This is a genomic window from Mycobacterium sp. OAE908, from assembly GCF_017872775.1.
GTDB lineage: Bacteria > Actinomycetota > Actinomycetes > Mycobacteriales > Mycobacteriaceae > Mycobacterium.
On record NZ_JAGGJL010000002.1, the window covers coordinates 65,107 to 78,594 of the forward strand.

The following is a 13,488-nucleotide window of genomic DNA, read 5'->3' on the forward strand; positions in this document are numbered from 1 at the left end:
GGCTCCTTCAGCTCAGGATCGCGGAAAGTTCGTCGGCGGCCTTGATGACCGCGTCTCTGCCGTCCATCACGACGTCCTCGCGGTGCGAGATGAGATTGATGCACGTCGGCGGAGACGGTGGCCGGCGCCTCACCGGTACCGCAAGGCCGAAGGTGTTCGGCTCGACTTCACCGTGGGTGATGATCCAACCCTGTTGTCGCGCTTGGGGAACGAGTTCACGTTCGCCCGGGCGCGGCGGCATGCTGGCGAGCAGCGCGATACCAGCGGCGCCGCGCTCCAGCGGGTATCGGCTGCCCTCGTGGAAGTTCAGCTGATAGAAGACATTGGTTGGCACGATGACCGCGATCGCCACCTGCTGATCGCCCTCGGCGACGAGGAGGGACACCGTCGTGCCGAGTCCGTCGGCCAGTTTGCGCAGCGTCGGCACACTCAGCTGCCGCACGTTGTTGTCGTACGACGCGCCCAGCACCGCGAGTCCGGCGGCTGATCGATACCTGCCGTCCTCGCCTTTTACCAACATCCGGAACTGCGCGAGCGTGCTGAGCAGTCGGTAGGCGATCGTGCGATGGACGCCGATGTCGTCGGCGACCTGCTGCACCGTCAACCCGTTCGGGGACGCGGCGACCAGTTGCAATGCTGCCAAGCCCCTGGCCAGGGTCTGCGAGCCCGGCGCACCGTTCGGTGTCGGCTCGGTTCCATGCCGGGCTGCGCCCTCCGACGACATCGCGCCCCTTCCTTGACAGATCCACTCTGCGAGAGTGATGCTCTGACTATAGTGCACATGGATGTGCGATAAATGAGCAGAGTGCTTACAAAATACGAGAATCGGATTCTCGCCGTCAAGAGGGGAAGCAGTGACGGACTTCGAGAGCATCTGGAGCGACCTTCAGGGCGTCCCGTTCTCGCAGGGTTACCTCGACGCGGGCGGAGTGCGCACCCGCTACCTGCACGCCGGTGATCCCGGCAGTCCTGCGCTGGTGTTTCTGCACGGCTCCGGCGGTCACGCCGAGGCGTACGTGCGCAACCTCGAAGCCCACGCCGAACACTTCTCCACCTGGTCGATCGACATGCTCGGCCACGGCTACACCGACAAGCCGGGGCATCCGCTCGAGGTGCGGCACTATGTGGATCACCTGATGGCGTTCCTCTATGCGATCGGTGCCGAGCGTGCTCACATCAGCGGCGAGTCGCTCGGGGGTTGGGTCGCCGCGCGCGCCGCGATCGACCACCCCGATCGGATCGACAGGCTGGTGCTCAACACCGCAGGCGGCTCACAAGCCGACCCCGAGGTGATGAAGCGGATCATCACGTTGTCGATGGCGGCCGCGGAGAATCCGTCATGGGAAACCGTGCAGGCGCGGATCAAGTGGCTGATGGCCGACAAGTCCAAGGATTACGACGACATCGTCGCAAGCAGACAACGCGTCTACCGCCAACCCGGCTTCGTTGCGGCAATGAAAGACATTATGGCGCTGCAGGATCCGGAGATTCGCGCACGCAACCTGCTCGGCCCAGCAGAGTATGGCGCGATCACCGCGCCGACGCTGGTGGTGTGGACCAGCGACGACCCGACCGCCGACGTCGCTGAAGGTCGCCGCATGGCATCGATGATCCGCGGCGCCCGCTTCGAAGTGATGCCGGGCTGCGGGCACTGGCCGCAGTACGAGGATCCCAAGACGTTCAACTCGCTTCACCTCGAGTTCCTGTTGGGCCGTTGACGATGACCAACGAGGCGGATGTCGTCATCGTCGGGGCAGGCCCTTCGGGCCTGACTCTGGCGAACATCCTTGGCCTGCAGGGTGTTCGGACACTAGTCGTGGAGGAACGCGACACTCTCATCGACTATCCCCGCGGCGTCGGCCTCGACGATGAGGCGCTGCGCACCTTCCAGTCGATCGGCCTTGTCGACCGCGTCCTGCCACACACTGTCCCGAACCAGATCCTGCGATTCTTCGATGCCAAGCGCAAGCTGCTTGCCGAGATGGCCCCGCCCGATGCGCGGTTCGGCTGGCCCAAGCGCAACGGCTTCGTTCAGCCGATGGTCGACGCTGAATTGTTCGGCGGCCTCGAGCGATTCGACCACGTCGAGGTTCGATTCGGGCATCGGATGCAGACGTGCGTCGAAACCGAAGAGGGCGTGACGCTCGAGTTCGCCGACGGGCAGCAGCCCGTGCGGACACGCTATGTGGTGGGGTGCGACGGCGGTCGCAGTGTCACCCGCCGCCTGATGGGGGTGTCGTTCGACGGCACCACGTCCTCGACGCGGTGGCTTGTCATCGACTGTGCCAACGATCCGCTCGGCCACCCCAACAGCGAAGTCGGCGCCGATCCTGCGCGCCCGTATGTCTCGATCGCCATTGCGCACGGAATCCGACGCTTCGAGTTCATGATCCACGGCGACGAGTCCGACGAAGAGGCCGAGGATCCTGCCTTCGTCAGACGGATGCTCGCGCAACTTGTTCCGCATCCCGAGCGCGTCGACATCATCCGGCACCGCGTCTACACCCACCACTCGCGCATCGCAGGGGCGTTCCGGAAAGGACGGCTGATGCTGGCCGGCGACGCCGCGCACCTGATGCCGGTGTGGCAGGGACAGGGTTACAACAGCGGCATCCGGGACGCGGCGAACCTCGGCTGGAAACTCGCCGCGGTCGTCAACGGCCACGCCGACGACGCGCTGCTCGACACCTATGACGTCGAACGTCGCAAGCACGCCCGCGCGATGATCGACCTGTCGACGTTGGTGGGCCGAGTCATCTCGCCGACCAACCGGCGGGTGGCGGCGCTGCGCGACCGCGTCATCCACGCGGCCTCCGTGGTGCCCACGCTCAAGCGCTACATCCTCGAGATGCGGTTCAAGCCCATGCCGCGGTACACAGACGGCGCGGTGGTCCACGTCGGTGAGGACACCTCACCGACGGGCACCCTGTTCATCCAGCCGCGAGTCGACACTCGTGAACAGCAGAACGTTCTGCTCGACGATGTGCTGGGGCCGGGCTTCGCCGTGCTGTGTTGGAGCAACAACCCACGCGCGTTCCTCGGCGCCGAGGTGTTCGACCGCTGGAAGGCGTTGGGCACCAAGTTCTTTGCCGCTCGGCCGATGACACAGTTGCACTGGACCGGGCACGACGACCCCGACGTCGGGATCGTCGGCGATCGCACCGGCGCGCTGAAATCGTGGTTCGACGCGCATACCGAGTCGGTGCTGTTCCTGCGGCCCGATCGCTGCGTCGCGGGCGCTTGTATCGCCCAACGCGCACCCGAGATGTCCACATCACTGTTCAAAGTGCTTTGTCTGACCCAGGGAGGAGGTAACGGTGCCACTCGCCCTCTGTTGCATGTCGCACAGCCCACTGCTGAACCTTCCGGGACCGTCGCAGGAACTGCTTGACGACATCGACTCCGCGCTGGGGCAGGCGCGCGACTTCGTCGCCGCGTACGACCCCGAACTGGTCGTCATCTTCTCGCCTGATCACTACAACGGCTTCTTCTACCGGACGATGCCGCCGTTCTGCATCGGCACCGCAGCGCAAGGCGTCGGAGATTACGACACCTACGCCGGGCCACTCGATGTGCCGGAGGACATCGCGACCGAATGTGCCAAGGGGGTCCTCGAATCCGGTGTCGACGTGGCGATCTCGGCCAGCATGGATGTCGATCACGGCACAGTGCAACCGCTGCAGAAGTTGTTCGGCGACGCGACGGCCCGCCCGGTGATCCCGATTTTCATCAACTCGGTCGCCACCCCGCTTGGTCCACTGCGTCGGGTGCGGGCGTTGGGTTCCGTTGTGGGGACGTACCTTGCGACGCTCGGCAAGCGGGTACTGGTCATCGGATCCGGTGGGCTGTCGCACGATCCGCCGGTGCCGACATTGGCGACGGCACCTCCTGCGGCGTTGGACCGGATCGTGCATGGCAACCCGATGACAGCCGAGCAGCGACAGGCCAGGCAGGTCGCCGTGATGGAGGCCGCGCGCGAGTTCGCACACGGTCAAGGCTCGCTGCAAGCCCTCAACCCCGACTGGGACCATGCCTTTCTGGAACTGCTCGACTCCAACCGGCTTGCCGACGTCGACGCGTGGTCGAACGCGTGGATCGAGAAGGAAGCCGGCCACTCGGCACACGAAATCCGCACGTGGGTGGCCGCTTTCGCGGCCTTGGCCGCGCACGGGCCCTATCAGACACAGCATCGCTTCTACCGGGCGGCACCGGAACTGATCGCAGGTTTTGCGATCCGAACGGCGGTACTCGATGTCTGACCACTTCGACCACACCGTCGACGTGCTGGTCATCGGCTCCGGCGGCGGCGGCATGACTGCGGCACTGGCCGCCGACGCGTCGGGACTCGAGACGCTCGTGGTCGAGAAGTCTCCGCAGTTCGGCGGTTCGACCGCGTTGTCCGGCGGTGGCATCTGGGTGCCGGGTGCGCCGAGCCAGCGCAAGGAGGGCTACGTCCCCGATCCCGACGAGGTGTTCGGCTACCTCAAGCAGATCACCGGCGGCCTGGTCAGCGATGCGCGGCTGCGGCAGTACGTCGACAGTGCGCCGAAGATGATGGAGTTCCTCGAAAAGCTCAGCCCGTGGTTCGAATTCGTGTGGAAACCGGGATACGCCGACTACTACCCGGAACTGCCCGGCGGCTCCGAACTCGGCAGCACCATCAACGTGCCCGCCATCGACCTGCGCAAGCTCGGCGACGAGGAGCAGAACCTGCTGCACCCGTTGGCGCTTGCACCGAAGGGAATTTGGTTCGCCCCGAAGGATCTTCGGCTGTTCTACCAGGTGCGGCAGAACTGGCGAGGCAAAGCGGTGCTGCTGAAACTGATTTGGCGGATGTTTCGCGCACGGGTGTTCGGTGACCGGATGGCGGCCATCGGCCAGTCACTTGCTGCTCGGATGCGGCTGGCGCTCAAACAGCAAGGCGTTCCGCTGTGGCTGCACTCACCGATGACCGAGCTCATCACCGATGTCGACGGAACCGTTACGGGCGCCGTCGTCGAGAAGGACGGCAAGCTGGTGCGCATCCAGGCCCGGCGCGGGGTGATCCTCGCCAGCGGTGGGTTCGACCATGACATGGCCTGGCGCCGGCAGCATCTTCCGGTGCTCGAGAAGGATTGGAGTTTCGGCAATCCCGCTGCTACCGGCGACGGAATCAGGGCGGGGGAGAAGGTCGGCGGCTCGACCGACCTGCTCGACGAAGCCTGGTGGTTCCCCGCGATCTGCTGGCCCGATGGACGACTGCAGTTCATGCTCAACGAGCGCATGATGCCGTCCCAGTTCGTCGTGAATGGCGACGGCAAGCGCTTCATCAACGAGGCGGCGCCGTACATGGACTTCGCCCACGCGATGATCGACGGCCAGCGCTCCGGCGTCACCCATATCCCGTGCTGGCTGATCACCGACATCCGGTCCTTTCACCGATACGTCGTCGCCGGTCATCTCCCGATCCCCAAGATTCCGTTCGCGCCGGTACCCACCGGCTGGAAAGTGCCCAAGGCGTGGCTGGAGTCCGGTGTGGTCAAGGAGGCCAACAGCTTTGATGAACTCGCCGCGAAGATCGGCGTGCCTGCGGCCAATCTGCGTGCCACGGCCGAGCGCTTCAACGAGTTGGCGCGCAGGGGCCACGACGACGACTTCAACCGCGGCGACTCCGCCTACGACAACTACTACGGCGACCCGACGTTGCCCAACCCCAACCTGTATCCGCTGGGCAAGCCGCCTTACTACGCGTTCCAGATCATCCTCGGCGACCTGGGCACGTCGGGCGGTCTGCGCACCGACGAGTTCGCGCGCGTGCTGCGCGAGGACGATAGCATCGTGAAAGGCCTTTACGCCGTGGGTAATGCGTCGGCTGCTGTGATGGGACGCAGCTACGCGGGAGCGGGCGCAACCATCGGCCCGGCCATGACGTTCGGTTACGTCGCGGCCACACACATCGCAGCGACATCCGGGATCAACCGACAAGACCGCTCGATCTCCCAAGGAGGAAGCAAGTGAAGATTTCCCTGTTCTACGAATTCCCGCTGCCGCGGCCGTGGACGCCCGACGATGAGCACAAGCTTTTCCAGGACGGGCTCGACGAGGTCGAGGCCGCGGACAAGGCGGGCTTTTCGACGGTGTGGCTGACCGAACACCACTTCCTCGAGGAGTACTGCCACTCCACCGCGCCGGAGATCTTCCTCGCCGCAGCGAGCCAGCGCACCAAGGACATTCGGCTCGGCTTCGGCATCATGCATCTGCCGCCCGCGGTCAATCACCCCGCTCGCGTTGCCGAGCGCGTCTCGACACTGGACCTGCTGTCCAATGGCCGCGTGGAGTTCGGCACCGGCGAGTCGTCATCGGTGGGCGAGCTCGGCGGCTTCGGCATCGATCCGGCCGACAAACGCAAGATGTGGGAAGAGGCTCTCGAGGTTTCGATCCGCTGCATGATCGAAGAGCCGTTCACCGGATTCAAGGGCGAGCACGTCGAAATGCCGCCGCGCAATGTGGTTCCCAAGCCGCTACAGAAGCCACACCCGCCGGTATGGGTCGCATGCACCCGCCCGGCGTCGGTGTCGATGGCCGCGCAAAAGGGTCTCGGCGCATTGAGTTTCGCGTACACCGGACCGGGCCCTCTGACAGAGCGGGTGAACGGCTACTACAAGGAGTTCGAGGAGAGCGCGGTGCCCGTCACGCCGCAGATGAACCCGAACATCCTCGCCATCGGCGGCGATTTGTCGATGATGGTGGCACCGACCGACGAGCAGGCCATCGAGCGCCTCGGCAAGGGCGGCGGGTTCTTCGCGTTCGGCATCATGCACTACTACATGACCGGCATGCACACGCCCGGTCGCACCGGCGTGTGGCAGCGCCACCTCGAGGAGATCGAAAAGGATCCGAGCATCGTCTACGGGCCTGACCGCGGTCCGATCGGCAGCCCCGCCACCGTGCGGGAGTTCCTGCGGGGCTACGAGGAGAGCGGGGTCGACGAACTGATCCTGCTGCTGACTCCGCGCCGCCACGAAGAGACGATGGAGTCGATCGAGCTGATGGGCTCCGAAGTGTTGCCCGAGTTCATCGAGCGCGAGGAGAAGGCGGCCGCCGAGAAGGCGAAGCGGATGGCGCCGATTCTGGAGAAGGCAGAGGCGCGCAGGCCGACGTCGACGGCTCCGCTGTTCGACGAGACCTACTCATTCGGCGGTCTGCCTACCGGTCGTGAGAACTACACCGCCAACGAGGTGTCGCTGGCGATGGAGGAAATGAACGCCGGTATCGAGGCTGCGGCCGCCAAACTCAAGTCGGGAGAGGGCTGGACGAGCAGGAATCCGAACGCGGACAAGTGACGCAGACCGATGAGCTGTTCCGTTACGACGGCCGCCGCGCCGTTGTCACCGGATGTGCGTCCGGTATCGGTGCATCCGTTGCACGGCAGCTGACCGATCTCGGCGCTCAGGTCGTCGGCCTCGACGTTCAACGGCCTGCGCTGCAGCTCAAGGAGTTTCACGCGGTCGATCTGGGCGACGCCGCGTCGATCGATCGGGCCGCCGCGGCGATAGCCGGTCCAATCGACTCCCTGTTCAACATCGCGGGCGTTTCGTCGGGCATCGGCGACCCGCTGCGCGTGGTCACCATCAACTTCCTCGGCACCCGGCGATTCACCGAGGCATTGGTGCCCAAGATGCCGCCCGGATCCGCGATCGCCAACGTGGCGTCGCTGGCGGCGTCGGCCTTCCGGGAAAACGCCTCTGTGACCGCCGGCCTGCTGGACACTGAGTCGATGGCCGCGGGCATCGAATGGTGCGAGCGCAATCCGCGGCCGGTCGCTGACGGTGGCGGCTACCGGCTGTCCAAGGAGGCGATCATCCTCTACGGGATGGCCAATGTCACAGCCCTTGGCGCCAAGGGAATCCGGATCAACTGCACCGCACCGGGTGTCACCGACACCCCGATTCTCGACCAGCTGCGGACGGCGTACGGCCCGGAGTTCCTCGATTCGTTCAGCACGCCGCTGGGCCGGGCCGCTGAACCCGATGAACAGGCCAGTGTGCTGGTCTTCTTGAACAGCCGGGCCGCCAGTTACCTCACCGGACAGGTGATCTGGGTGGACGGCGGCACGGTCGGCGCCGCGACGATGAAGCCGGGAGGCAAGTGATGGCAAGCATGACCGATTTCCGCCGGGTGGCCGACGACGTTCGCAACTGGGGACGCTGGGGCGACGCCGACGAGCTCGGAACGCTGAACTTCATCACGGCGGCCAAGGTCGCCGAGGCGGCCGGCCTCGTCAAGCACGGCAAGGTGTTTCCGCTTGGCGTCGACTTCGGATCCTCGGGGCCCCAAGGCGCGTTTCACTTCCGGCAGAACCCGCTACACGTGATGACCATCGACGGCGGCGACGCCGCGACGTTGCTGCAGTACGGACCCAAATGGTTGACCAACCCCGCGGCCGGCCAGCTGGCCGGATATTTCGAGGGCAACCCGATGCGGTTCAACGACGACATCATCATCATGCCGCTGCAGGCCGCCACCCAGTGGGATGCGTTGTCGCACGTCTACTACGAGGACTACCTGTACAACGGCTTTCCGGCGAACTCCGTCACGAGTGCCGGCGCCTTCTACTGCGGTATCGACAAGGTGGACGGCAAGGGCATCACCTCCCGCGGCGTGCTGCTCGACATCGTCGCGCTCCGCGGTGTGGAGACCTTCTGCGAAATGGGCGATCCGATCACGCCCGACGAGCTCGACGCGGCCGCGAAAGCACAAGGCGTCACCGTCACGCGCGGTGACATCGTCTTGGTCCGAACCGGTTGGTGGGCACGCTTTTTGGAGACCGGTGACGGCGGCGAACCTGGAGCGGGCCTCGACTGGACATGCGCGCAGTGGCTGCACGACCACGAGGTCGCGGCAGTCGCGGCCGACAACCTGATGGTCGAGAACCCGGTGTCCGGGGTCGAAGGCGCGTTTCTGCCGATGCACATGCTCTGCCTGCGAGACATGGGCCTGATGCTCGGCGAGTACTGGGACCTGACTGCGCTGGCAGCGGACTGCGCCGCCGACGGTGTCTATGAATTCCAGCTCGTCGCACCACCGTTACGAGTGACCGGTGCCGTCGGCTCACCCATCAACCCGATCGCCATCAAGTAGGTGAGGACATGACTGCAAGTACAACCACGGGCGGTGCGCCACTGGTCGTCGGGCTCGGCGGAACGCTGAGGGCCAACTCGTCCACCGAGCGCGCGCTGCGGTACTGCCTGGAATCCGTTGAACGCCAAGGCGGGCGGACGAAGTTCTTCTCTGGCGAGGACCTCGACCTGCCGATGTATGCGCCGCATGAACTAGAGCGCACGCCCAAGGCGCTCGAACTGGTCGGCGCACTACGAGCAGCCGATGCCGTCGTCGTCGGCTCACCCGGTTATCACGGAGCGGTGTCCGGACTCGTCAAGAACGCACTGGATTACATCGAAGATCTCCGCGAAGATCCTCGGGTCTATCTCGACAACACCCCGTGGGGCTGCATCAGCTGTGCATACGGATGGCAGGCGGCGGTCGGAACCCTGGGCCAATTGCGCAGCATCGGACACGCCCTGCGCGCGTGGCCGACCCCACTCGGAGTCGCGATCAACTCGGCCGACCAAATCTGGGACAGCGCGGGCCGGCTTGCGGACACCGGCGTGCAGGGACAGCTTGACCTGCTCGCCACCCAGTTACTCACGTTCGCCCGCGCCGCCTGGGAAACGGCGTGATGGACGTCGCGCGCAAGACGATTCTGGTCGACGGGTTGGTTACCAGCTATCTCGAAGCGGGACAGGGCGATCCCGTTGTCCTGCTGCACGGTGGCGAGTTCGGCGTCAGCGCAGAGATCGGGTGGGAGCGCAGCATCGCCGCGCTGGCGGAGCACCATCGCGTGCTCGCACCGGACATGCTGGGGTTCGGTGGCTCCGCGAAGGTCATCGACTTCAACGACGGCCGCGGCATGCGCATCAGGCACATCGCGCGGTTCTGCGCGGCGGTCGGTGTCGAATCGGCGCATTTCGTGGGCAACTCGATGGGCGCCATCAACCTCTTCGTCGACACCACCTCGGAAGCTCCGGTATTGCCCGCCCGCAGCTTGGTGATGATCTGCGGAGGCGGTGAGATCCAGCGCAACGAGCACTCGGCCGCGCTCTACGACTACGACGCAACGGTTCCCGGGATGCGCCGCATCGTCGAGGCGCTCTTTCACGACCCGTCATATCCTGCCGATGACGCCTACGTGCACCGCCGCTACGAGTCCAGCATCGCACCAGGCGCGTGGGAGGCGTTGGCGGCGGCACGGTTTCGGCGACCGGGTCTGGAGCCGCCCGCGCTGCCGTCGAGCAAGCGAGCCTACGAGCGCATCGCAGTGCCGACGTTGGTGGTGGAGGGGGAGTGCGACAAGCTCCTGCCGCCCGGATGGGCGGCCGAGGTCGCCGGCCAGATACCCGGCGGTCGCTCGGTGGTGATCCCAAAGGCCGGTCACTGTCCGCAGATTGAGCAGGCGTCGATGGTCAACCACGTGTTGGTCGACTTCCTGAGCGAGGTGCAACGAAAGGTGCCTGCGTCATGGTCAACGAACTGACGGGCAAGGTCGCCGTCGTCACCGGCGGCGCCTCGGGGCTGGGCGAAGGACTGGTGCGGCGGTTCGCAGCAGAAGGCGCCAAGGTCGTGATCGGCGACGTGGACCGCGACGGCGGCAAGGCGCTGGCGGCAGAACTCGGTGGCGACGCATCGTTCGTCGACAGCGACGTAGCCGACTTCGAGCAGGTCGGCCGGCTGGTTTCGACGGCGGTCGAGCGCTACGGCGGACTGCATGTGATGGTCAACAACGCAGGCATTTCCGGGACGATGCACCGGCGCTTCATGGATGACGACCTGGCTGACTTCCACAAGGTGATGGCGATCAACGTCGGTGCCGTGATGGCGGGGACGCGCGACGCGGCGCGGCACATGTCCGAGCACGGCGGCGGATCGATCATCAACATCACCTCGATTGGCGGCATCCAGGCCGGCGGCGGCGTCATGACGTACCGCGCTTCCAAGGCCGCGGTCATCCAGTTCACCAAGTCCGCCGCAATCGAGTTGGCGCACTACGAGATTCGCGTCAACGCTATCGCCCCCGGCAATATCCGCACCGCGATTGTCCGCAAGTCGGCGGCGGGCGAGGACCTGGAGAAGCTCGCGGAGTTCGAGGAGAAGATCCGCGCGCAGATGCGCAACGATCGCCCACTCAAGCGCGAGGGCACCGCCGAGGATGTGGCCGAGGCGGCGCTGTACTTCGCCACCGATCGCTCGCGGTATGTCACCGGAACGGTGTTGCCGGTGGACGGCGGCACGGTCGCGGGCAAGGTGATTCCGCGCAAGTGAGCTGTTTAAATCAGTCGCTTGACTTAAGACGCACGGCGGCGTTGACTGGGCAGGTGACTACCGCCAGGACCGTGCGCGCCGATCGGGCCAGCAGTACCCAGGAGGCAATACTGAAGGCCGCCGAGCGGCTGTACGCCGAGCACGGCGTGTTCGCCGTGTCGAACAGGCAAGTCAGCGAGGCCGCCGGGCAAGGCAACAACGCGGCCGTCGGTTATCACTTCGGCACCAAGACCGACCTGGTTCGGGCGATCGAGCAGAAACACCGAGCGTCCATCGAGCGACTGCTCGAGCGGATGGTCGCCGACACCGGCGATTCGACGGAGTTGCGTGACTGGATCGCCTGTCTGGTGTGCTCGCTCACCGAGCACCTGGCGCAGCTCGGCAATCCCACCTGGTATGCGCGGTTCGCCGCCCAGGCGCTGACCGACCCGGAGTATCACAAGATCGTCATCAAGGATGCGCTCGCGTCGCCGTCGCTGGTGCAAGTGGTCGACGGGATCACCCGTTGCCTGCCGGATCTGCCGATGGCCGTGGTGACCGAACGCAACATCATGGCACGCAACCTGATGATGCATACCTGTGCCGACTTCGAGCGTGCCTTCGCCGAAGGCGCCGACGTGCCCAGAACCAGTTGGGGTGCGGTCGGAACGGGCCTGATCGATGCGATCGTCGGAATGTGGCGCGCACCGGTGACGGAGCACCCCTGACGTGAAAGTGACTGTCGATCAAGACAAATGCGTCTCTTCTGGCCAGTGCGTGCTCAACGCCGACGAGGTGTTCGACCAGCGCGACGATGACGGCGTCGTGCTGCTCCTGACCGACAACCCGCCTGCCGAGCAGGCCGAGAACGTCCGTAAGGCCGCCGCGGCCTGCCCCGCCCTGGCCATCGATATCGAGGAATGACATGTCGGAAACCCTGACGCAATTGGACATCCCCGAATACCCCATGGACCGTGACGCGCGCTGCCCCTTCGCGCCGCCGCCGCAGGTGCTCGACATGGGTACGGCCAAACCGCTGTCGCGGGTGCGCATTTGGGATGGCAGCACCCCGTGGCTGATCACCGGCCACGAGGTGGCGCGCGAATTGTTCGCCGACTCGCGCGTCAGCGTCGACGACCGCCGCGAGGGCTTCCCGCACTGGAACGAGCACATGCTCTCGACGGTGTACAAGCGGCCCCGGTCGGTGTTCACCTCCGACGCCGAGGAGCACACCCGGTTCCGCCGGATGCTGTCAAAGCCGTTCACGTTCAAGCGCGTTGAGGGCCTGCGCCCAGCCATCCAAGAAGTCACCGACGAGTGCATCGACGCGATCCTGGCAGGCCCGCAGCCCGCCGACATCGTCGCGAAGCTCGCGTTGCCGGTGCCGACCAGGGTGATCAGCGAAATGCTCGGCGTGCCATACGAAGACCATGAATTCTTCCAGCATCACGCCAACGTCGGACTCGCCCGGTATGCCACCGCGGAGGACGGCCAGAAGGGCGCGATGAGCCTGGCGGGGTACCTGATCGACCTCGTCAAGAAGAAGATGGAGCACCCGTCAGAGGACGCCGTTTCGGATCTGGCCGAGCGGGTCAACGCCGGCGAGATCAACGTCAAGGAAGCCGCGCAGCTGGGCACGGGGTTGTTGATCGCCGGGCACGAGACCACCGCCAACATGATCGGCATCGGGGTGCTTGCCCTGCTAGAGAACCCCGACCAGGCTGCGCTGCTGCGTGATTCGGATGACCCGAAGTTCATCGCCAACGCCGTCGAGGAGTTGATGCGTTACCTGTCGATCATCCAGAACGGGCAGCGCCGGGTGGCCATCGAGGACATCGAGATCGGTGGCGAGACGATACGTGCCGGCGAGGGCATCATCCTCGACCTTGCCCCCGCGAACTGGGATGCCAACGCGTATCCGGAGCCCGACAAGCTCGACCTCACCCGTGACGCGGGTCAGCAGCTGGGCTTCGGTTACGGCCGTCACCAGTGCGTCGGCCAGCAGTTGGCGCGCGCCGAACTGCAGATCGTGTTCCACACATTGCTGCGGCGCATTCCGACGCTGCGTCTGGCCGTGCCGTTCGACGAGGTGCCGTTCAAGCACGACCGCCTCGCCTACGGCGTCTACGAACTTCCCGTTACCTGGTGATT

At 65.5% G+C, this 13,488-nt stretch carries 14 protein-coding genes; 13 read left to right on the top strand and 1 reads right to left on the bottom strand.

Annotated features, from left to right (window positions below):
* Positions 1-7: 7 nt before the first annotated feature.
* The gene (locus J3E61_RS25440; protein ID WP_192723727.1) at positions 8-724 is read right to left on the bottom strand and encodes a helix-turn-helix domain-containing protein; all 717 of its coding nucleotides are present in this window, start codon (positions 722-724) and stop codon (positions 8-10) included.
* A 130-nt stretch (positions 725-854) separates the two neighbouring features.
* On the opposite strand from J3E61_RS25440, the gene J3E61_RS25445 reads away from it, so the two are divergent.
* The 13 genes from J3E61_RS25445 to J3E61_RS25505 are packed head-to-tail and all read left to right on the top strand — an operon-like array spanning position 855 to position 13,486.
* Positions 855-1,718 (top strand): alpha/beta hydrolase, encoded by an 864-nt coding sequence (locus tag J3E61_RS25445; protein ID WP_210085734.1) that lies wholly within the window; start codon positions 855-857, stop codon positions 1,716-1,718.
* Between the two features lie 2 nt (positions 1,719-1,720).
* Positions 1,721-3,391, top strand: a complete 1,671-nt coding sequence (locus J3E61_RS25450) for a bifunctional 3-(3-hydroxy-phenyl)propionate/3-hydroxycinnamic acid hydroxylase (RefSeq protein WP_210085735.1) — start codon at positions 1,721-1,723, stop codon at positions 3,389-3,391.
* The gene (locus J3E61_RS25455; protein ID WP_210085736.1) at positions 3,339-4,259 is read left to right on the top strand and encodes a 3-carboxyethylcatechol 2,3-dioxygenase; all 921 of its coding nucleotides are present in this window, start codon (positions 3,339-3,341) and stop codon (positions 4,257-4,259) included. The genes J3E61_RS25450 and J3E61_RS25455 overlap by 53 nt, the downstream gene beginning before the upstream one ends.
* Positions 4,252-5,997, top strand: coding sequence for an FAD-binding protein (locus tag J3E61_RS25460; protein WP_210085737.1), 1,746 nt, complete (start codon positions 4,252-4,254; stop codon positions 5,995-5,997). Before J3E61_RS25455 ends, J3E61_RS25460 begins: the two co-directional genes overlap by 8 nt.
* Positions 5,994-7,322 carry an LLM class flavin-dependent oxidoreductase gene (locus J3E61_RS25465; RefSeq protein WP_192723722.1) on the top strand — a complete coding sequence of 443 codons (1,329 nt, stop codon included), beginning with the start codon at positions 5,994-5,996 and terminating at the stop codon, positions 7,320-7,322. The genes J3E61_RS25460 and J3E61_RS25465 overlap by 4 nt, the downstream gene beginning before the upstream one ends.
* The gene (locus J3E61_RS25470) at positions 7,319-8,131 is read left to right on the top strand and encodes a coniferyl-alcohol dehydrogenase (RefSeq protein ID WP_210085738.1); all 813 of its coding nucleotides are present in this window, start codon (positions 7,319-7,321) and stop codon (positions 8,129-8,131) included. The genes J3E61_RS25465 and J3E61_RS25470 overlap by 4 nt, the downstream gene beginning before the upstream one ends.
* Positions 8,131-9,120, top strand: coding sequence for a cyclase family protein (locus J3E61_RS25475; protein WP_210085739.1), 990 nt, complete (start codon positions 8,131-8,133; stop codon positions 9,118-9,120). Before J3E61_RS25470 ends, J3E61_RS25475 begins: the two co-directional genes overlap by 1 nt.
* 8 nt (positions 9,121-9,128) lie before the next feature.
* Positions 9,129-9,719: an NAD(P)H-dependent oxidoreductase gene (locus tag J3E61_RS25480; RefSeq protein WP_192723719.1), complete on the top strand. Its 591-nt coding sequence runs from the start codon at positions 9,129-9,131 to the stop codon at positions 9,717-9,719.
* Entirely contained in the window at positions 9,719-10,573 is an 855-nt protein-coding gene (locus J3E61_RS25485) for an alpha/beta fold hydrolase (protein WP_210086688.1), read from the top strand. Before J3E61_RS25480 ends, J3E61_RS25485 begins: the two co-directional genes overlap by 1 nt.
* Complete coding sequence (locus J3E61_RS25490; RefSeq protein WP_210085740.1) at positions 10,558-11,358, top strand: SDR family oxidoreductase; 801 nt, start codon at positions 10,558-10,560, stop codon at positions 11,356-11,358. Before J3E61_RS25485 ends, J3E61_RS25490 begins: the two co-directional genes overlap by 16 nt.
* Positions 11,355-12,065: a TetR family transcriptional regulator gene (locus tag J3E61_RS25495; RefSeq protein WP_210085741.1), complete on the top strand. Its 711-nt coding sequence runs from the start codon at positions 11,355-11,357 to the stop codon at positions 12,063-12,065. The genes J3E61_RS25490 and J3E61_RS25495 overlap by 4 nt, the downstream gene beginning before the upstream one ends.
* Position 12,066: 1 nt before the next feature.
* Entirely contained in the window at positions 12,067-12,261 is a 195-nt protein-coding gene (locus J3E61_RS25500; RefSeq protein WP_210085742.1) for a ferredoxin, read from the top strand.
* 1 nt (position 12,262) lies between these two features.
* On the top strand, positions 12,263-13,486 hold the full coding sequence (locus tag J3E61_RS25505) for a cytochrome P450 (RefSeq protein WP_192723715.1): 1,224 nt from the start codon (positions 12,263-12,265) through the stop codon (positions 13,484-13,486).
* Positions 13,487-13,488 lie beyond the last annotated feature (2 nt).